This window comes from Dyella soli, assembly GCF_054482295.1.
This window is the reverse complement of the sequence record NZ_JBTFFU010000001.1, coordinates 729,615-750,002: the sequence shown is the minus strand read 5'-3', so window position 1 is coordinate 750,002 and position 20,388 is coordinate 729,615. Positions and strand designations below refer to the sequence as shown.

At 63.5% G+C, this 20,388-nt stretch carries 16 protein-coding genes; 12 read left to right on the top strand and 4 right to left on the bottom strand.

Annotated elements, in window-relative coordinates:
• Positions 1 to 38 precede the first annotated feature (38 nt).
• The gene (locus tag ACXU4B_RS03535; protein WP_131410307.1) at positions 39 to 557 is read left to right on the top strand and encodes an ECF-type sigma factor; all 519 of its coding nucleotides are present in this window, start codon (positions 39 to 41) and stop codon (positions 555 to 557) included.
• A gap of 34 nt (positions 558 to 591) precedes the next feature.
• Here the strand turns inward: ACXU4B_RS03535 and ACXU4B_RS03530 are convergent, their stop codons facing one another.
• Together ACXU4B_RS03530 and ACXU4B_RS03525 are read right to left on the bottom strand one after the other, a co-directional pair.
• Positions 592 to 3,432 carry a serine/threonine-protein kinase gene (locus tag ACXU4B_RS03530; protein WP_165583130.1) on the bottom strand — a complete coding sequence of 947 codons (2,841 nt, stop codon included), beginning with the start codon at positions 3,430 to 3,432 and terminating at the stop codon, positions 592 to 594.
• Between the two features lie 180 nt (positions 3,433 to 3,612).
• Positions 3,613 to 4,488, bottom strand: a complete 876-nt coding sequence (locus tag ACXU4B_RS03525; protein ID WP_240734002.1) for a LysR family transcriptional regulator — start codon at positions 4,486 to 4,488, stop codon at positions 3,613 to 3,615.
• On the opposite strand from ACXU4B_RS03525, the gene ACXU4B_RS03520 reads away from it, so the two are divergent.
• Complete coding sequence (locus ACXU4B_RS03520; protein WP_240734001.1) at positions 4,469 to 5,812, top strand: alkene reductase; 1,344 nt, start codon at positions 4,469 to 4,471, stop codon at positions 5,810 to 5,812. The genes ACXU4B_RS03525 and ACXU4B_RS03520 overlap by 20 nt on opposite strands.
• Positions 5,813 to 6,082: 270 nt before the next feature.
• Here ACXU4B_RS03520 and ACXU4B_RS03515 read toward each other — a convergent pair whose 3' ends face one another.
• On the bottom strand, positions 6,083 to 6,373 hold the full coding sequence (locus tag ACXU4B_RS03515; protein WP_131407812.1) for a hypothetical protein: 291 nt from the start codon (positions 6,371 to 6,373) through the stop codon (positions 6,083 to 6,085).
• Between the two features lie 369 nt (positions 6,374 to 6,742).
• Between ACXU4B_RS03515 and ACXU4B_RS03510 the strand changes: the two genes are divergently transcribed.
• The 10 genes from ACXU4B_RS03510 to ACXU4B_RS03465 all read left to right on the top strand — a co-directional run bounded on the left by ACXU4B_RS03510 (position 6,743) and on the right by ACXU4B_RS03465 (position 18,848).
• A complete protein-coding gene (locus ACXU4B_RS03510) occupies positions 6,743 to 7,651 on the top strand; it encodes a LysR family transcriptional regulator (RefSeq protein ID WP_205746502.1) in 909 nt (302 codons plus the stop codon).
• A 440-nt stretch (positions 7,652 to 8,091) separates the two neighbouring features.
• Complete coding sequence (locus ACXU4B_RS03505; protein ID WP_131407810.1) at positions 8,092 to 11,259, top strand: efflux RND transporter permease subunit; 3,168 nt, start codon at positions 8,092 to 8,094, stop codon at positions 11,257 to 11,259.
• A gap of 23 nt (positions 11,260 to 11,282) precedes the next feature.
• Complete coding sequence (locus ACXU4B_RS03500) at positions 11,283 to 12,497, top strand: efflux RND transporter periplasmic adaptor subunit (RefSeq protein ID WP_131407808.1); 1,215 nt, start codon at positions 11,283 to 11,285, stop codon at positions 12,495 to 12,497.
• Complete coding sequence (locus ACXU4B_RS03495) at positions 12,494 to 13,936, top strand: efflux transporter outer membrane subunit (RefSeq protein WP_131407806.1); 1,443 nt, start codon at positions 12,494 to 12,496, stop codon at positions 13,934 to 13,936. Before ACXU4B_RS03500 ends, ACXU4B_RS03495 begins: the two co-directional genes overlap by 4 nt.
• Positions 13,937 to 14,102: 166 nt before the next feature.
• On the top strand, positions 14,103 to 14,576 hold the full coding sequence (locus ACXU4B_RS03490; protein ID WP_131407804.1) for a MarR family winged helix-turn-helix transcriptional regulator: 474 nt from the start codon (positions 14,103 to 14,105) through the stop codon (positions 14,574 to 14,576).
• Positions 14,577 to 14,629: 53 nt separating this feature from the next.
• On the top strand, positions 14,630 to 15,604 hold the full coding sequence (locus tag ACXU4B_RS03485; protein ID WP_131407802.1) for a carbon-nitrogen hydrolase family protein: 975 nt from the start codon (positions 14,630 to 14,632) through the stop codon (positions 15,602 to 15,604).
• A gap of 18 nt (positions 15,605 to 15,622) precedes the next feature.
• Complete coding sequence (locus ACXU4B_RS03480; RefSeq protein WP_131407800.1) at positions 15,623 to 16,540, top strand: NmrA family NAD(P)-binding protein; 918 nt, start codon at positions 15,623 to 15,625, stop codon at positions 16,538 to 16,540.
• Positions 16,515 to 17,696: an alpha/beta fold hydrolase gene (locus ACXU4B_RS03475; protein WP_458910834.1), complete on the top strand. Its 1,182-nt coding sequence runs from the start codon at positions 16,515 to 16,517 to the stop codon at positions 17,694 to 17,696. Before ACXU4B_RS03480 ends, ACXU4B_RS03475 begins: the two co-directional genes overlap by 26 nt.
• Before the next feature lie 46 nt (positions 17,697 to 17,742).
• A complete protein-coding gene (locus ACXU4B_RS03470; RefSeq protein WP_131407796.1) occupies positions 17,743 to 18,147 on the top strand; it encodes a cupin domain-containing protein in 405 nt (134 codons plus the stop codon).
• 263 nt (positions 18,148 to 18,410) lie between these two features.
• Complete coding sequence (locus ACXU4B_RS03465) at positions 18,411 to 18,848, top strand: hypothetical protein (protein ID WP_131407794.1); 438 nt, start codon at positions 18,411 to 18,413, stop codon at positions 18,846 to 18,848.
• A gap of 71 nt (positions 18,849 to 18,919) precedes the next feature.
• On the opposite strand, the gene ACXU4B_RS03460 is transcribed toward ACXU4B_RS03465, so the two are convergent.
• Positions 18,920 to 20,236, bottom strand: a complete 1,317-nt coding sequence (locus tag ACXU4B_RS03460) for an aminotransferase-like domain-containing protein (RefSeq protein WP_240734000.1) — start codon at positions 20,234 to 20,236, stop codon at positions 18,920 to 18,922.
• Between the last annotated feature and the right edge of the window lie 152 nt (positions 20,237 to 20,388).

Here is a 20,388-nt window from a genome sequence, read left to right as displayed (position 1 = left end):
GCCCGGCGACGCGGAAACCTTCAGGCGGCGCGCTCAACTTGATCTCCGTACAGAGCCTGGCCGATGAGCTCGTCCCGTTGTTCTATGACGAGCTGAAGCGTCTTGCCCATCACGCTCGACAACGTTCCGGTAGCGGCGCCACATTGCAGACCACGGCGCTGGTGCACGAGGCCTATCTGAAGCTTCGCCACGCCCGTCCATGGAATGACGATGCACACTTCCTGCGGGCAGCTTCATTGGCCATGCGCCATGCCCTTGTCAATCACGCTGAAGCCAACCGGGCGGGCAAGCGAGGCGCTGGTGCGAAACATGTCGACCTGGACGCAGCGCTGGACATAGCTGCCGAGAGTGACGAGCGCATCCTGGCAGTACACGAGGCATTGAATCGCCTGGAGCAGGAGGCCCCTCGACTTGTGCGCGTCGTTGAATGCCGCTATTTCGGTGGCTGCAGCGAGCCGGAGACGGCGCGTGCGCTGGGCATGTCGGAGCGCACGGTGCGTCGCGACTGGACACTGGCACGGGCGTGGCTGTATCGCGAGCTTGAAGGTGCTGCGTAGCGGGCAATCAGGAATTCACCAGCTCCACGCCTGCTCAACGCGCCTGCGATAAAGACCTGGTAAGCACCCCCACCAATGATGCAGTGTCGACAATGTCGGGGCTCGCCGGATCGTCATAGCGCTGATATGCATCCAGCGCCTTGTGCGCGAACGTCATGGCAGCGCCTGTATCGCCCGATTGCGCCAATGCCTGTGCATAGATGCGCCACAGGTAGGGTTCCATGCGTGCATCACGCGGGCCGGTGACATTGCTGAAAACGCCCATCGCAGTGCGAATGGATGCCAGCGCTGCAGCCGCATCGTGCCGTTCGAGTGCCAGGCGTGCGAGGCCTCCATGGGCCAATGCCGTGAATGCGAGGTTGCGCCCATGGTCCTGGGCGATCACTTCGCGAAATTCGGCCTCCGCGCCCGCGGCATCGCCCTGCGTCAGCAGGAATCGCCCCCACCTCTCGCGAATCTCCAGCACCAGGCCACTGTCCCGCGGATTCTGAGCCACGCGAACATCCAGTCCCGCCTTGAAGCTTTGACGTGCATCGTCGTAGCGCCCTACACCATCATAGGCGTTCGGAAGCGCGGTCCGATTCCAACTGATCGCGCTTGGAGTCCAATGCGTACCCTCGCGCAGCCGTGCCGCAGACTCCAGCATCACGATGGCCTCCTGGTTCCGACCAAGCAGGCTCAAACAAGTGCCATACATCGAGCGCACCCCGGCTACGCTTCTTCGAAGCTCTCGATTGGCGTCGTCGGGCAGGAGATGGAGCACTTCGTCGAAAAGCCGGAGCGCTTCGACGCGATCACCGTGTTCGCACATGAGAAGCGCCCTGCTCGACACGGCCAGCCAGTAGCCGTAATGGTGTTCACCCCTGGTTCGCCGGAATATGTCGATCCCGCGCACCAATGAAGCATCGGCAGCGGCAAAATCACCGCGCGCCCATTCCGCGTTCGCGAAACTGCTCTCGATCAGTGCACCATTGGTATCGTCCGGATTGCGCGCCTTGGCCTGGGCCTCACGCGCGCGCAGAAGCAGTGAATACTCGCGATCTTCGCCTTCATCACGCCCTGCCGCAATGCTGGCCAGCTCCATGAGCGCCCGGGGGTAATGCGGGTCGCGCGGATCGGTGCGTCGGTACAGCTCGGCCGCCTGAGTCCATGCAGCCTCGTCTTCGGCAATGCGCGTCGGGTCCCATTTCAGCACCCTGCCCCGCGTTTCCCACCATAAGGCCCGAGTAGGCGACTCGTCGAGGCCTGCGCGATGAATGAGTGGATCAACGGCGTTGAGCGCTCGGAGTGCTTCCACGCTATCCAGGTTCGGCCATCTTCCGTAGTAATCCGCATCCTGGAGATATGCGTCGATGACTATGGGATGCAAATCGCCATAGAACTGGCGCGCAAGCTCGATGTAGCGCCGATGTTGGGTGAGGTAGCGATCCTTTTCGTTGAGCTCGCCGTAGATTTGTGCGGTGACGCCAAGAAGCTCAATTTGCAGCTCTGGCCTGCCAGCAAATTCCCTGTCGATGCGCACTGAACTTGCATCGAGAAGTTCTTTCGCCGTGATCTGTCCACGCGGCCTGTCGGCCGCCTTGGTGGGATTGCTCGCGTTGAATACGCTGACAAGAAACTGCTTGGTTGCCTCCGCTCGATCGGCCTGCTCCCGAGCTCGCCCTGCCTGCCACGCGAAACCAGCGAGGCCCGCGGCCAGGCTCAGCATCAGCATGGCCGCTGCGGCCACACCCCAACGGTAGCGACGCAAGAACCGCCCCAGCACATAAAGCCGCGCCCCCTCGCGTGCTTCGACCGGCTCACCACTCAGGTGGCATACGATGTCGTCCCTCAAGGCCTCCACCGTCGGATAACGACGCATCGGCTCCTTTCGAAGGCATCGCGCCACGATGGCATCGAGATCACCCTGCAACGCCCGTGAAGACACCACGGCCCCTGCTTCCGAGGCAGCCACCTCGCTAGGTTTGGGTGGCGCAACGTCGAGCAGGGCACGCAATGCATGCGCAATAGGCATGCCGCGCATTTTCCATGGCTGCCTGTGGGTAAGGATCTCGAACAGGAGCAACCCCAACTGATAGATATCGGTGGCAGTCGTAATGACCTCACCAGAGAGCTGCTCGGGTGCGCAGTAGTCCGGCGTCAGCGGGATCTGCGTGACCGTCGCCATGCCGTGGCCCCAGACTTTCGGCGCGAGCAGTTTTGCAATACCGAAGTCCAGCAGGCGGACGCGTTGATCTTTGTCGACCAGGATATTCGACGGCTTCAAGTCGCGATGAACGATCAGGTTGCGATGGGCATACGCCACGGCGTCACAAACCTGCAGAAACAGGCTAAGGCGCTGTCGCAAACTGGCGTTTTGCAACTGACACCATGCCGTGATCGGCTGGCCGTCGACAAACTCCAGCACGGCCCATGGCCGCCCATCTTCGCCTACGCCACCGTCAAGCAGCTTCGCTATGCCCGCGTGATCAAGTCGGCCCAGGATTTCCCGCTCCGCTTGGAAGCGCTCCGACTGAGCGTCCGCATCATGCCTCAATAGCTTGAGCGCGGCTCGCTGTGCGAAATCGCCAGTGGCGCGTTCGACTTCGTACACCTCCCCCATGCCACCGCAACTGAGCAAGCGCCTGACGCGCCAATTGCCCAGTTGCACGCCATCGGCGAGAGATGCTTCGACAGGAGCTTCGCCACGGGCGCGCGGCGCCGGTTCGAGAAAATCATTGGCGCGCTCATGCGCCTGCAACAGGGACTGGAGTTCGTGGCGCGTCGCCGGATCGCCTGCGCAAGTGCGATCCAAAAAAGCTGCGCGCCTGGCACGGGGCAACTCGCAAGCCCTCGCAAACAATGCTGCGATGCGATCCCAGTCCGAGGCTGACATAGATGCCCCCAACGCCATTGCGCTTCCCAATGATACGCCAAGGGGCCTACATCCCTTCTTCTGCAACGAGAGACCGCCTTCCGGCCAGCAGACCACCGATGACGCATTTTTGAGGCGGTGGCTCGCCTACTCGGCCCTCGATGATCAGCTGCAGTGAAGCACCCCTTCACACCGGCGCCTTCATGCGTTTGCCAGCCGCTCTTTCAGGAATTCAATGAAACGCTGCGTCTTGGCCGGCAGTAAACGCGTTTCGGTCAAGGCATAGACGGGAATCGGTTTGCCGTGCCACTGCGGCAGCACGCGGACCAGCCGCCCCGCGGCCAGGTCGTCCACGACCAGTTCTTCCGTCAGCAGGACGACGCCCATCCCGAGGGTCGCCAGGCGACATATCAGGCCAACGTTGTTGATCGTGAAGCGACTACGGGTCGCGACTTCGACGGCTTCCTTTTCACGATGCAATACCCATGGCCGGTCTTTCAGGATGTTCAGGCATTCATGCTGCTCAAGGTCGGCTGGCGTCGCGGGCTGCCCTGCGCGCGCCAGATAGTCCGGCGAGGCGTAAAGGTGCGGCACAAAGGAAGCCAGGGGGCGCGCGATGAGATGCGAACTTTCCGGCTCGCCAATACGGATCGCCACATCAAAAGGCTCGCTGACGAGATCGACCTGCCGCGGCGTCAGGTCCAAGTCGAAGCTGATGCCCGGATAGCGCGCCGCAAACTCGGCCAGCAGCGGCGCCACATAGATCGTGGCGAAATCGACGGGAAGCGAGGCGCGCAACAGGCCGCTGGGCTGGGCGAGCATGTCACCCAGTTCCTGATGGGCGAGCTTCGCTTCGTCGACGATGCGCTTGCACCGCTCGAAGTAGATCTGGCCCGCCTCGGTCAATTCGACCTTGCGCGTCGTGCGGTGGAGCAAGCGCAGTCCAATCGCCTTCTCCAGCGCACTGATGCGGCGCGAGAGCGTGGAATTCGGAACCCCGGTCGCCTCGGACGCCCCGCGAAAACCCCTGGCTTTGACCACTTCCACGAACAACGCCATGTCGTTGAGGATTTCCACCCTATTGCTCCATGAATGGATCAATGTAATCCAATATACCTCCTTTATCCCGCCAATGGGTTGGCTGCATGATCTCCCTGCCCCGAATTCCAGGAGACCGCCGCAAGGCCAGACAACCCTGCGAGCAAGCCACTACCGGCACCGACAAACGCATTGCCCCGCCCTTGCCCTACCCCTTTCGGAGCGCTGCCTGCTCGCCCGACGCGCCAAGCGCGGTCGCTCCACACACGTCACTATTGAGGACTTCATGATGACTCGCCTGTTCCAGCCCGTTCGCCTCGGCGACTACACCCTGCAAAACCGCCTGGCCATGGCGCCCATGACGCGCAGCCGTGCCGAGTTCGACGGCACACCGGGCGCATTGGCCGCGGAGTACTACGCGCAGCGCGCCGATCTCGGCCTGATCGTTACCGAGGGTACGCAGCCATCGGACGATGGCCAGGGCTACCTTACGACGCCGGGCATCTACACCGCCGCACACGTCGAGGGATGGCGAAGGATCACCTCCGCCGTGCATGCCAGGGGCTCGCATATCTTTATCCAGCTCATGCATGCCGGGCGCATGTCGCATCTCGACAACACACCGCATCACCGCCAGGCCGTGGCCCCGTCTGCGATTGCCCCCGGCGCACCGATGTTCACCGTCAAAGGCATGCAGGACATCCCCGTGCCGCGCGCGCTCGGCTTGAACGAAATCCGCCAGACCATCGCGGATTTCCGCCACGCGGCACGGCGTGCGATCGAAGCCGGTGCTGACGGCGTCGAGATCCACGGCGCCAACGCCTATCTCGTGCACCAGTTTCTCGCCCCGAGCGCCAACGAGCGGACGGACGAATACGGCGGCTCCATCGAAAACCGCGCACGCTTCGCCATCGAAGTGGCTGCCGCCATCGCCGATGAAATCGGCGCCGACCGGACAGCCATCCGCCTGTCGCCTGGCACAACCATGTCGGGCATCGACGAAGGTGCAGACGGCCCGGATCTCTATCGCTACCTGGTGGCCGAACTCGACCGGCTGGGACTCGCCTATCTGCACATCATGCATTTGGGTAACGAGGCCTTGCTTGCGGATCTGCGCAATCTCTGGACACGCACGCTGGTCCTCAGCCGCCCCGGGCGCCCACGCGAGCAGATTGGCTCGGATATCGTCTCGGGCCTGGCTGACCTGGAAGCCTACGGTCAGCTGGTGCTCGCCAATCCGGATTTCCTCACCCGACTGCGGACCGACGCGCCCATGAACGATGCCGACCCCAGGACGTTTTTTGGTGGCGGCGCGGAAGGCTACGTCGACTACCCTTTGCTGAGCGAAGCCACGGCAGCCTGAGCGCGATGGATGTGCCCGGGATCGCCGCAAAACGCCGCGAATCCCGGGCCTTCGTTTCGACCCGTATCGAATGCTGCAAGCTGATGGGCTTCGGCGCAGACTTGGAATTCACCTCGTGGAACCACGTTGGTCAATCGGACACGACCGAGCTTGATCCTGTGGATTCGCGGTCAGCCCGGACGGTCACATCCAGCTATTTGCAAGCGTGGCCGCCTGCGACAGCTTCATATGAACTCTCCAGACTCGGGGCAGAAGGGTTTCCGTCGGGCGTCACTTGCCCTGGATAAGACGTCCGAGCGGCGCCAGCGGGGCGACGGTCATAAGCTCATACGTGTGCAGGCCCTCCGACACCAACGGCAGCGCATCCAGCGTAGCCCTGGCATCGTCAAGGGACTCAACGTTCATCAGAAAGATCGGGCCCACGTTTTCGCGAAACCAGAACTGCTCAAGCTTGCCGTCGAGGTACAGCTGCAGCGTGTGCGGTGCTTCACGGGTTATGAGCTTTCCGAACAGCTCCAGTGTCCAGGCAGCGGTCTTGGTGGCGATAGCCATGACTTTCATGTGGTGCTCTCCAGATAGTTTGTTTGCAGAATCAAGCCGTGAAGTCCGTGGCGCACTTGACGTCGCGTTGACATCGCGGCCTTGGCAACCATCGGCTTGGTGGTGACGGGATGTATGGTGGCGCGCTGGCGTGCACCGGCGATAGCCATCCATTTCTGCTAACACTTATCCTGGGGATGCATGGGTAGCGCTGCACTTTCGAACCTCGGATTCGCAAATCCATGCGACTGCCATGGCGATCCGGCCGCCCATCCCGATCACAGCTACGCCCTCCGGGCCGAGCGCTTTCGAGTGCGTTAAAATCACGTGCAGGCCGGCGTGGGAGCGTGCGCACGGCGGGCTCCACGGCCAGGCAGAGGTATCACCGGGATGGCGCTGAAGGACATTCTGACCCTCAGGCTCTACACGCGCGTGGCGCACCTCGGGAGTTTCTCCGCAGCCGCCAGGGAATGCGGCATGTCGCAGTCGCAGGTCTCCCGCGTGGTCGCAGACCTTGAAGCAGGTCTCGGAGCGCGACTCCTGTCTCGCACGACTCGCGCGCTAGCACTGACCGAAGCGGGCGCCGAGTTCCTTGCCCGGATCGAACCTATCCTTGCGGCGATCGATGATGCCGAGAACAGCGTGCGCGAGACGGGCGAGCTACGTGGGCTGCTCCTCGTCAGCATGCCATCGACCATGGCCGCCCGCGTGGTCCTGCCACGCCTCTGGAAGTTCAGCGAGCAGCACCCTCAATTGCGGGTTGAAATCATTCTTGAGGACAGATTTAACGACATGGTGCGCGAAGCCATCGACGTAGGGATGCGCGTAGGCAATATGCCTGACATAACGGGTACCGCACGACTCGTTGGCCATATGAGTCGAGTGATCGTCGCGTCGCCCGCCTACCTCTCCCGCCACGGCACGCCGCAGTCTCCTGACGACATTCTCACGCACCGGGTAGTCGCCGGCCCGGCCAGCCCGGTCTCCTGGCAGTTCGAACGCGATGGTTTCACCAGCAGCATTGCACCCCGCGCGACCATTACCACCAACGACACGGCAGGCGCGATTGCCGCGGCAGTCGGCGGCCTGGGAGTTACATCAACGACGTCCTGGGCCTGCCGAGATGAGCTGGCACGCGGCGAACTCGTGCAACTGCTTGGTGAGTGGCACATGGCAAAGCTGCCCGTTCACGCGTACTTCCCTCTTGGCCGCGCGACACGCATGCCGGCCCGTGCGTTTGTAGAGTTCATCGCAAGCGAGCTCAGCCCGTTGGATGAAGGCAGCACCAAGGGAAGCTGAAGCGTCTCACGTCGATGGCCCCTGCCCCGTCGACCTCAAAGGCGTCATGACCATGGCCGCCGCCGGTCATGTCGTGACCAGCGCCACGCTCTGTAAATTCGGCAGCTGCTTCACCGTATAGCGATGAATTGCCGCAGGCGCCGACTATTCGGTGCGCGCCGTTGCGCTGCCTCGGAAGCGGCCTTCAGCCGCGCCTTCAAAGCCAGCTTTGCCCCCTCAAAGCAGGCATGCAAAGGCTGGATTCGCTCGACATGAGACGTGCTTCCCGCGCGAGCCACCACCGCGCCCGGGACAAGTAGCTCTTGGTAAACGCACGCGTCGCGTGCCTCGTCACCTCCGCAAATGCAACCTGGGCGCCGTCCAGCACTGATGGTTGCATTATAAAACTGCCAAGTGTATAAATAGGTTTCTTTATTAAACCTTAGTCGGAGCGCTGTCCCATGTGGATCGTGCAGCTGGCCCTGCGCCGGCCCTATACCTTCATCGTGCTGGCACTGCTGCTGCTGATCCTTGGCGTACTGACGATTGTCCGCACTCCCAAGGACATCTTCCCCAGCATCAACATCCCTGTCGTCAGCGTGATCTGGAACTACAACGGCTTGCCGCCCGACGAGATGAGCGGCCGCATCACCGGCGGCTTCGAGCGTGTCTCCCTGGTGACCGTGAACAACATCGAGCACATCGAATCGCAGTCGCTGAACGGCATCGCGGTCGTCAAGTACTTTTTCCACAAGGGGGCGAACGTCGACCTGGCGATGAGCCAGCTCACGGCGGTCTCGCAGTCATGGCTCAAGCAATTGCCGCCCGGAACGACGCCGCCGCAGATCCTCGCCTATAACGCCTCCAGCGTCCCCATCATCCAGCTGGCACTGTCCAGCCCGACGATCAACGAGCAAGGCCTGTTCGACCAGGCGAACAACTTCGTGCGCACGCAGCTGGCTGGCGTTGCCGGCGCTTCCATTCCCTACCCTTATGGCGGCCGGCAGCGTCAGATCCAGTTCGACCTGGACCAGCGCCTGCTGAGGGAGCATGGCGTCTCGGCCAACGATGTGGTCAGCGCGGTCGCCGGCCAGAACCTGATCATTCCCGCGGGCACGGAAAAAGTCGGGCAGTTCGAATACAACATCAAGTTGAACGGAAGTCCGCGGGCGGTCGACGAGTACAACAACCTGCCGATCAAGACGAGCAACGGCTCGATCGTCTACTTCCGCGACGTCGGGCACGTGCGCGATGGCTCGTCCCCGCAGACCAACATCGTCCGCGTCAACGGCACGCCGGCCACGCTGATGACCATCCAGAAGACGGGTGACACCTCGACGCTGGACATCATCGAGCAGATCAAGCAACACCTGCCTCTGGTGCGGGAAGCCTCACCGCCTGCGTTGAACATCAATCCGATCGGCGACCAGTCGCTGTTCGTCAAGGGCGCCATCGACGGCGTCGTGCGGGAGGCCATTATCGCCGCCGCGCTGACCGGCCTGATGATCCTGTTGTTCCTTGGAAGCTGGCGGTCGACGCTGATCATCACCATTTCGATTCCGCTTTCCATCCTGGCGTCGATCATCTGCCTGTCGCTGCTCGGGCAAACGATCAACATCATGACGCTGGGCGGCCTGGCGCTTGCGGTGGGCATCCTGGTGGATGACGCGACGGTTGCCATAGAAAGCATCAACACGCACCTGGAGCATGGCGAAGGGGTCGAGGAGTCCATCCTCAATGGTGCGCGCGAAATTGCCGTGCCCGCCTTCGTGGCGACGCTTTGCATCTGTATTGTCTTCGTGCCCATGTTCTTCCTGGAAGGCGTGGCCCGCTACCTCTTCGTGCCGCTGGCCGAAGCCATCTGCTTCGCCATGCTCGCCTCGTACGTGCTTTCGCGCACCCTGGTGCCAACGCTGGCCAAGTACTGGCTGCGCATGCACCAGCATGGCGAGAACGACGCTCCGCGCCACGCGATGGCCCGGTTCCAGCACAACTTCCAGCACCGCTTCGAGGCGATCCGGGTTCGTTACCAGGACCTGCTCAAGGCCGTCATCCATCGGCGCCGTGTGTTCATCCCGCTGTTCCTGGCTGGCGTGTTTGCATCGCTCCTGCTTACCCCGTGGCTCGGGCAGAACTTTTTCCCGTCGGTGGACACCGGCCAGATCAAGCTGCATGTCCGGGCGCATGCGGGCGTACGGGTGGAGGAAACCGCCAAGCTTTCCGAGCAGATCGATACGCAGATCCGCAAGATGATCCCCGGCCAGGAAATCCAGAGCCTGGTGGACAACGTCGGCCTGCCGGTGAGCGGCATCAACCTTGCCTACAGCAACTCGGCGCCCACGACGGCTTCGGATGCCGACATCCTGATTACCCTGAATGAAAAGCACGGATCGACGGAAACTTACGTGCGCCGCCTGCGCCAGACGCTGCCGCAGGCGTTTCCGGGCGTCACCTTCTCGTTCCTGCCGGCTGACATCGTGACGCAGATCCTCAACTTCGGCTCACCGGCACCGGTCGACGTGCAGGTGAGCGGCTTCAAGGTTGCCGCCAACAACGTCTTTGCCCAGAAGTTGCTGGAACGCCTGCGCCACGTGCCCGGCGTAGCGGATGCCCGCATCCAGCAGGCGCTCGACTATCCCGAGTTCGACGTCAAGGTCGATCGCAGCCGCGCCCTGGAACTGGGCTTTGCCCAGCGTGACGTGGCCAACAACCTGCTGGTGTCCCTGACGGGCAGCTTCCAGACCAACCCCACGTTCTGGATGGACGAGAAATCCGGCGTCTCCTATCCGCTGGTCACGCAGACGCCACAGCCTCAGCTCAATTCGCTGGATGCGTTGCGCAACATCCCCGTGACGGGTTCGGCAGGCACGCAGCCACAGATTCTCGGTGCGATCAGCTCCATCAGTCGCGGCGTGGGTCCTGCCGTCGTCTCGCACTACAACGTCGCGCCGCTGATCGACATCTATCTGGCGCCGCAGGATCGCGACCTTGGCGCCGTCGCCGCCGACGTGGGCAAGGTCGTCGATGACATGAAGAAGGATCTTCCCAAGGGCTCGACTGTCACCATCCGCGGCCAGGTGCAGACCATGCAGTCGTCGTTTGGCGGCCTGTTCGCGGGACTGGCCTTCGCCGTTCTGCTGGTCTACCTGCTGATCGTGATCAATTTCCAGTCGTGGACCGACGCCTTCGTCATCGTGACCGCCCTTCCTGCGGCGCTGGCAGGCATCGTGTGGATGCTGTTCCTGACGCACACATCGCTGAGCGTGCCGGCACTTACCGGCGCCATCATGAGCGTCGGCGTCGCCACGGCCAACAGCATCCTGGTGGTGAGCCACGCGAGAGAGCGACTGGCCGAAACCGGCGACGCGCTGGCAGCGGCGCTCGATGCAGGCTTCATGCGCTTCCGCCCCGTGCTGATGACGGCACTGGCCATGGTCATCGGCATGCTTCCCATGGCGCTGGGCCTGGGCGATGGCGGCGAACAGAACGCCCCGCTCGGTCGCGCAGTGATCGGCGGCCTCATCCTGGCCACGATCGCGACACTGATCTTTGTGCCGGCGGTGTTCTCGCTCGTCCACGAACGCCGGCAGCGCGCCGGCGCACTGCGCCTTTCCGCCGAACCGATCTAAGACTACCCACGGGTTCAAGCAACATGACTACTGAACGCAATTCCCCGGCGCGGCTGCGCGTGGCCCCGGCGCTCTACGCAGGCACCGCCGTCCTTCTGGCGCTGGCCATCGGCGGCATATGGTCCAGGCACACGGCGGAAGCCGCGGTGATCAAGGCCACCGAGGAAGCCGCCGTACCGACCGTTTCCGTGGCACCCGCCAAGCCGACGCCAGACCAGGAAGACGTCGTGCTTCCCGGTACGGTCCAGGCCAAGTTCGACACGCCCATCTATGCCCGCACCAGCGGCTACATCAAGCACTGGTACGTGGACATCGGGAGCAAGGTGAAGGCGGGTGACCTGCTGGCCGACATCGACTCACCCGAAGTCGATCGCCAGCTTCGCCAGGCCGAGGCCGATCTGATGACCGCGCGCGCGAATGATCGCGTCGCGCAGGCCACGGCCAGGCGCGTTCACGCCTTGCTGCCCACCGAGTCCGTTTCACAGCAGGACGAGGACCAGGCGTCGAGCGATGCCGCCGCCAAGGCGGCACTGGTGGCGGCAAGCGAGGCCAACGTCGATCGACTGAAGCAGTTGGTGGGCTTCGAGCGCGTGGTGGCGCCCTACGATGGCGTGGTGACCGCGCGCAAGACCGACATCGGCGCACTCATCGATGCCGGCAGCGGCAATGGTCCCGAGCTCTTCCGTGTAGCCGACCTGCGCAAGCTGCGCATCTACGTGCAGGTGCCGCAGAGCTACGCTGCGCGCATCCAGCCGGGCGTGCCGGTCGCGCTGCAGTTTCCGGAGCAGCCCGGCCGGGTGTTCGATGCCCAGCTGGTGCGCACCGCCAATGCCATCGAGCCGGTCAGCCGCACGCTGCTGGTTGAGCTGGAAACGGATAACGCCAAGGGCGAGCTGTTCCCGGGCGGCTATACCGACGTCCATTTCACGCTGCCAAACACCAGCCACGCCGTACGGGTCGCGGCCAATGCCCTGCTGTTCCAGTCGGAAGGCCTGCGCGTGGCGACGGCAGCCCCAGGCGGCCGCGTGGAACTCCATGCCGTCACGCTGGGCCGCGACTTCGGCGCCGAGGTGGAGATCACCACCGGCCTGCAGCCTGGCGACGCCGTGATCCTCAACCCGCCCGCCTCGCTCGCGAGTGGCTCCACCGTGCACGTTCGCCAGGCGCCGGTCGCCGGAGCGGACCGCCGCGTGGCCGCGGGCGACGCCTCGGCTACTTCGAAGGCGGGCAAATCATGAGCACCTCATCGCTCCGCTTGCGCGCGATCGGCGTGGCACTTGCCGTTTCGCTGCTCGGTGCCTGTGACCTGGCGCCGAAGGATGCCCGGCCAACCCTCCCGCCGGTCGAGGCATACAAGGAGATTGGCGACTGGGCCATGGCCCAGCCGGGCGGCGGACTGCCGCAGGATCACTGGTGGCACGTCTTCCATGACGCGTCGCTGGACAAACTCGAGGAGCAGGCCACCCAGGCCAATCAGGACATCCAGGTCGCGATGGCCCGTTTTGACGAGGCACGCGCAGACGCCCGCGTGGCGCAGGCGGACTACTATCCCACGGTGAATGCGACCGGTTCGGCTACGCGCAACCATCTCTCCGCTTCCGTGGCCGATCCGGCGCGCAACCGTACGTTCAAGCAATACGAAACAGGCTTCGATCTCAATTACGAGATCGACCTGTGGGGCCGCGTCCGCAACGAGGTGCGCGCGGGCAAGTTCCGGGCAGATGCATCGGGCGACGATCTCGCCGCAGTCGAACTGCGCATCCAGGCTGAACTGGCCATTGATTACTTCGTGCTCGGGGGCTACGACCTCGAGCAGAACATCCTCGATGACACCGTCCGCAACTATCAAAAGTTCCTGGACCTGACGCAGGCGCGCGTGCAGGTGGGGTACGCCCGCAAGGCCGACGTTTCCACGGCCCAGGCGCAACTGGAGGGCGCCCGCACGCAAGCCACCGAGATGCGGCTCAAGCGGGCGAACCTGGAGCACGCCATCGCCATTCTCACCGGTGCACCGCCGTCCAACCTGTCCCTGCCCGCGCGTCCGCTCGACATCGAGCCGCCGCCCATCGCCGTCAATATCCCTTCAGCGTTGCTGGAACGCCGGCCCGACATCGCGGCGGCGGAAGATCGCGTGGCCGCGGCCAACGCCGATATTGGCGTCGCGCGCGCTGCCTATTTCCCCACGCTCAATCTCACGGCCCTTTTCGGCGTGGAATCCGCGGCGGCAGGCCAGCTGTTCAATGCTCCCTCGGAAGCATGGTCGTTCGGCCCCACCGCACTCCTGAACATCTTCGACGGCGGTCGTCGCAAGGCCGGCACCGCCAAGGCCCGCGCCGGCCACGCCGAGGCGGTGGCAGCCTACCGGCAGACCGTGCTCAACGCCTTCGGTGAGGTGGAAGACAACCTGTCGTCCTTGAATCGCCTGCGCGAGGAGGCCCAAACGCAGCACGCGGCAGTCGTTGCAGCCGCCGAATCCACGCGCCACGCGACGGACCTCTATGCGGGTGGCCTGCAAAGCAATTTCAACGTCGTTGAGGCGCAGAACATAGAGCTTGCCGCCCGCCTGACGGATGCCGACATCAAGACCCGGCGAATGACGTCGAGCGTTCTGCTGATCAAGGCGCTTGGTGGCGGATGGCAGCGCGATGGCCAGGGCCTGGGTTCGGTGGATCGCTAGCACGCATCACGCCCTTACCGGGCAGTCGCTGTCCCGCCCGCCACCAGACCAAAGCATGGAGCGCCACGGGCCCGACGCCGAAGTCCGGGAGACCCGCCCGGTTTCCGCCGCATCCGTGCGACCCTGGCGCTTGACATGATGGTGTATCTGCACTATAGTTGCTCCCATGAAGACCACCGCCACCCAAAAAACGGAAGCTGTCGCCAGCCTCGTCAATGAGGTGATGCAGCACTGCCTGATGACGCGCAGTCGCCGCATCTCGCGCGTGGTCACCAACATCTTTGACCAGGAATTGCGTCCGTTCGGCCTCAGTTCCTCGCAATTCTCACTGCTGGTGCTCATCGCCGGCATGGATGGCGCAAGCCGCGCCGAGATCGGCCGCGCCAACCACCAGGAGCGCTCCACGTCCACCCGCAACCTGCAACTGGTCATCGACCAGGGCTGGGCGGACGAAATTGTCCCGGAGAAAGGCCGCAGTCGTCCCATCGTGATCTCCAAGGCAGGTCGCGCCCTGCTCGCCCAGGCGATGCCTGCGTGGCGCGCCGCCCAGGTCAAGGCCAGGCAACTACTTGGTGTTGACGGCGCTTCTGCCATTGTCCAGCTGTCCTCCGTCCTGCCCGTCGAGGAGCTGGCCGGCTAATCCTTTTTTTTGTTCATTATGTTGTATCTACACCATTAACCCAGGATCCCAACGTGACCATTGTCAAAGCCGCTGCAGTCCAGATCAGCCCCGTGCTCTACAGCCGGGAGGCGACCATCGAAAAAGTTGTACGCAAGATTCACGAGCTCGGGCAGAAAGGAGTCCAGTTCGCCACCTTCCCCGAAACGGTCGTTCCGTACTACCCGTATTTCTCTGCCGTCCAGACTCCCATGGCCCAGCTCTTCGGCGATGAATACCTGCGCCTGCTGGACCAGTCGGTAACGGTGCCGTCCCCGGCAACGGATGCCATCGGCGAAGCGGCACGCAAGGCCGGCATGGTGGTGTCCATCGGGGTGAATGAGCGAGACGGCGGCACCATCTACAACACCCAGTTGCTGTTTGACGCCGACGGCGCGCTGATCCAGCGTCGCCGCAAGATCACGCCGACCCATTTCGAACGCATGATCTGGGGCCAGGGCGATGGATCGGGCTTGCGCGCCGTGGACAGCAAGGTCGGCCGCATCGGCCAGCTGGCGTGTTTCGAACACAACAATCCCCTCGCGCGTTACGCGCTGATGGCCGATGGCGAGCAGATCCATGCGGCGATGTATCCGGGCTCCGCCTTTGGCGACGGCTTCGCCATGCGCATGGAGATCAACATTCGCCAGCATGCGCTGGAGTCCGGTGCGTTCGTCGTCAATTCGACCGCCTGGCTCGATGCTGACCAGCAGGCGCAGATCATGAAGGACACTGGCTGCCAGATCGGCCCGATTTCCGGCGGTTGCTTCACCGCGATCATTGCCCCGGATGGCACGATCCTGGGCGAACCGCTGCGCGAGGGCGAAGGTGAAGTCATCGCCGACCTCAATTTCGACCTGATCTATCGGCGCAAGCAGCAGATGGATTCGCGTGGCCACTATGCCCGCCCGGAGCTGCTCAGCCTGCTGATCGACCGCACGCCGACGGCCCACCTCCACGACCGCGCCGCGCGCTCCGCCATCGATCTGGCGCACGCCGAAATCATCTGACAACGACAGACCCGTCCCATGAATACTTCAAACGAAAGCCCCATCCTCGTCACCGGCGCTGCCGGCGACATCGGCGCCATTGGTCGCAACGTGGCGTCCATGCTGATTGCCAAGGGCCACAAGGTTCGTGCACTGGTCCGCCGTGAAGACGAGCGCGCGGAGAGCCTGCGCAAGATGGGTGCCGAAGTGGTGGTGGGTGACCTCACCGACCTTGAGTCGGTGCACCGCGCCATCGAAGGCTGCAAGCGCATCTACTTCGGCATGTCGATCTCGGCGTCCTACCTGGAAGCGACCGCCACCGTGGCCGCAGTCGCCCGCCACCACGGCGTGGAAGTGATCGTCAACATGTCGCAGATGACGGTGTCGCAGATGGGCATCAATGACACCACCGACAGTCCGCAGCACAAGCTGCACTGGCTGGCGGAACAGGTGCTGGCCTGGTCGGGTCTCCCGGTGGTCAACGTGCGCCCGACCGTGTTCCTGGAAGGATTCTTCCTGCGCCTGGGCGCCATGGGCGTGCGCGACAACGACGAACTCGCACTGCCGCTGGGAAATGCCAGGACGTCCCCCATTGCTGCGTACGACGTGGCACGTGTCGTGGCCACGATCCTGGACAACCCGGCCCCGCATATTGGCCAGGTCTACAACCTGACAGGCCCCGAGTCGGTCGATGTGGAACAGCACGCGCGCGCCTTCTCCGAAGCGCTTGGCCGCACCATTCGCTACCGCGACGTGCCGGTGGAGCCGTGGTCGGAAAAGCTCCGCGAGTTCGGCGTGCCGCAGCACCTGATCAGTCATCTCGCCGTAATGGCCAGCCTGCACACGCAAGGTCGCTACGACCGGATCACCGATGACGTGTTCAAGCTGACTGGCGAGAAGCCCATGGGCACGGCGGAATTCGTCAAGCGTCATGCAGCCGAGTTCACGCGGCGATGAAGCCCCCCGCGCGATGTTGGATACGCAAGACGCGTCGCGTGAACCATCACCATCGAATCACCATGGATCAGAAGAGCAGGAAGAGCCTTCATTGCTGATCCAACGCCCGCCAGATCCAGGTACTACCAATATGAAATTCCTTTCACTGTTCAGCTCCATCGCGATGGCCATGGCCGTCACGCTGTCCGCTGCGCAAGCCGCCGACGCCCGCTATTCGGGTACCTCCACCCACGAGGTCGCCAACGTCTCTGACGCTGCCCTGGTCAAATCCCTGCCCGGCTTCAGCAACGGCTACGCCGACGTTGATGGCGTGCACCTGCACTACGTCGTTGGCGGCAAGGGCGAACCGTTGGTCCTTCTCCCCGGATGGCCGGAGACGTGGTGGACCTTCCACAAGATCATGCCCGCACTGGCAGAACATTACACCGTCATTGCGGTGGACCTGCGCGGCATGGGTGGGTCCTCGAAGCCCGCCGACGGCTACGACAAGAAGACGATGGCAAAGGACATCCACGCGCTGGTCCAGTCATTGGGCTACTACAAGGTCAACATCGCCGGCCACGACATTGGCTCCGCCGTGGGATACGCCTATGCGCAGAACTATCCGCAGGCGACCGGCAAGCTGGTGATGATGGAATTTCCGCATCCCGACGAAAGCCTGATGACCTTCCCCCTGCTGCCCGCGCAGGGGCCGGTGGGCGACAAGGTGGGATCTTCGCGGCCCTTCCTGTGGTGGTTCGCGTTCAACCAAATCAATGGACTTCCGGAACAACTGCTCGCCGGGCGCATCCGTGTGGAGCAGGACTGGCTGTTCAAATATTTCCTGGTCAACGAGCACGCCGTCGACGCGCGCGACCGCGCCGTCTACGAGCACGCATACAACACGAGCGAGGCGATCCGCGCCAGTAACGGCTGGTACCAGGCATTCACCCAGGACGTCGCCGACAACAAGGGCTACGGCGCCCTGGACATGCCGGTGCTGGTGCTGGCCGGTCCGGCCTACCAGTGGATGAAGGTGGTTGTCGGGAAGAAGGCTACCAACCTGACTGCGCTCGCCGTGCCCAACAGCGGTCACTTCGTACAGGAGGAACAACCGGAGTTTGTCAGCAAGAACGTGATCGACTTCCTGCAGAACCAGCAAGTGCCAAAGCCATAGACGTCGTCCCGCGTGGCTATCGCCGACCCGCAACGAGGATCAATCCATGAAAGCACTCATCTATGGGGTTTCAGCCCTGATCGCCATCGCAAGCAGCCTGGCGCCCTTGGCCGCACAGGCTCAGCAACTGACCGGCACGTCCCGCAAGGAACTGTCGCACCATGACCTCAGCATGCCCGGCTGGGAGGAGTATCAGTTGCGCGTCGATATCCAGCCTGGCAAGACGGCGCCGAACCACAAGCACCCCGGTGAAGAAATCATTTATGTCAGCGAAGGCACGCTGGAATACCACCTTGAAGGCCAGGCCCCGGTGACCCTGAAAGCCGGTGATGTGCTGTTCGTTCCCGCGGGCGTCGTTCACAGCGCCACCAACGTCGGCACGACGAATGGCGCCGAGATTGGCACCTATGTGGTTCAAAAGGGCAAGCCGCTGACCGAATGGATCAAGTGACCGATCCCGGCCTGGCGATGCGCCGTGCTGCCCCTTGATTCCTCCAGGCAGCTCCGACGCGCCCACATGATGAGGGATCGACCACATCCCGCTTGACTGGTTGACCCACATGGGGGCGTCGTTGAACGCCTCCATGGGGAAGCCAACGCCGACTTCCGGATAGCCATGGCGTTCGGCCCGCCGGAGGTGTGTGCCGGCCCCAGGTCGCTACGTACCAGATACACCGCACCATTCATTCCATGACTTTCCGCCGGATCTGAACCATGAAATTCACTGAAACTGCACCCACGCTGCCCCGCCCCGACGGCCCGCCGCCGTGGCTCGGCAAACTTGCACAGGACGCCACGCTTGAAGGCGCCGTCCTGAAGCGCCCCGTGCAGGGCAAGGACAACATCCTCGCGCTCATCTCGCATGCCCGCACGCTGTACGAATTCCAGGATTACACGTACTTCGGCAAGGTCGGCGATCAATTCTTCCTTGAGTCGTATCGCTCGCGCGTCAACGGCGTCCTCCTGGAATGCTCGATCATCGTCCACATGAATGATTCGGGCGAGGCGGACTCGCTGCTGATACATCACTACCCGCTCGCCGGCGTGCATGAATTCTCGCGCCTCATGTGGGAGAAGTTTGGTGATCGCTTCGGCGATTTGTACCTGACGGCCGCACAGTCCGAAGGACTGAGCAAGGCGTCTGGCACGTAGCGCGGCAGCACCAGTCCCGGTGCGACGCCGGGAGCCCGGCATCCACGCCATGCCCGAACGTCACCAGTGCGCTAGACATGCACGGACGTCGCCGATCCCGGTGATTGTTCGAGAAGCCCTGCCAGCTTCTGGATCGCCAGGCGCAATCGAGGCCGGTCCCTGACGCCACCCAACGAAATGCGAATGGCCTGCCCGCTTCCCGGCGTCACCGCGAAGGCCTCGGACGGCGTGACAGCCAACCCTTCCATGCGTGCCGCGACCGCCAGGGCTGACGGCGTCCATGATCCGGGAAGCTCGTACCACAGGTGGATGGAGCCACTGGGCCACGGCTGCCCCCGGTGTGGCAGGACCTGCATCGCCAGTTCCTGGCGTGCGCGCACTTCTGACTTGATGCCGTCGAGCAGCTGCGTCGCGCTGCCGTCATGAATCCACTGCGTGGCAACCGCGGTGGCCAGCGGTGCGTGCATGAGGGTCGTTGCCCTGAGCGCCGTGAGGAGCCGGCCTTGCCATCGATCGCTCGGTGACACCACGTAGGCGGTTCGCAGCCCGGGTGCCAGGCATTTGGACAGCGTCGCGATGTAGTGCACGCGGTCGGGCGCCAGGCACGCGACGGGAGCTGGCGGGGCCTCCGCCAGGAGCCAATAGGGATCATCCTCGATCACTTGCAAATCGTACTGGGCCGCCACCCGGGCGATCGCCTGGCGGCGCTGTCCGGGCATGGTGATGGTGGTGGGATTGTGCAAGGTCGGATTGAGGTAGAGCAGCTTCCCGCCCTGCGTTCGGCACATCGATGCCAGGGCCTCGGGATCCATGCCGTACTCATCGCCTTCCACCGCCGTGACCAGACGACCCAATTCGCTGGCCGCAGCGAGCAGTCCCGGGTAGGTCATCGCATCGGCCAGGATGTGATCGCCTGGCGCACTGAGCGTGAGGATCAAGGCCGACAAGGCGGCCTGCGCCCCGGCTGTCACGGCGATCCGCGTACTGTCCACTTTGCCAAGCATGGGGGCCAGCCAGCGCGAGCCCGCGGTGCGCTCCGACCGTCCGCCACCGTTGAGCTGATAGTTCATTAGGTTGTCGACATCGGCGTAAGTCAGCACCTGGGCCATGCCTCGCCGGAGCAGATCGCCGAAATCCACCTGGACCGGCAATGGGGGGATGTTCATGCTCAGGTCGATGATCGGCGACAACTCCACCTCCGGCATGGAGACAAACGTGCCGAGGGTGCCGCGCGCATGGATGAGCTTGCGCGCCGTCGCTTCCGCGAACGCGCGCGTAATGGTCGTCAAATCAAGCCCGAGCTGTTTGGCGAGCTGACGTTGCGGTGGCAGACGATCGCCCGGGCGCAGGCGGTCCTCCGCGATAGCGCGCTCCAGGAAGCGGAGCACGCGCAGGTAATGCGGGCCAACGTCGCCAAGCGCCTCTCGCCATTCAAGGGCACCAGGCGGCTCTTGTATGGATGTTGTCCGAGGCATTTTGCCACCGCTGTATGGAGCTTGTCGGTCGCTAGTATGCGCCGGCCCTCCCAAGCATTCCATGC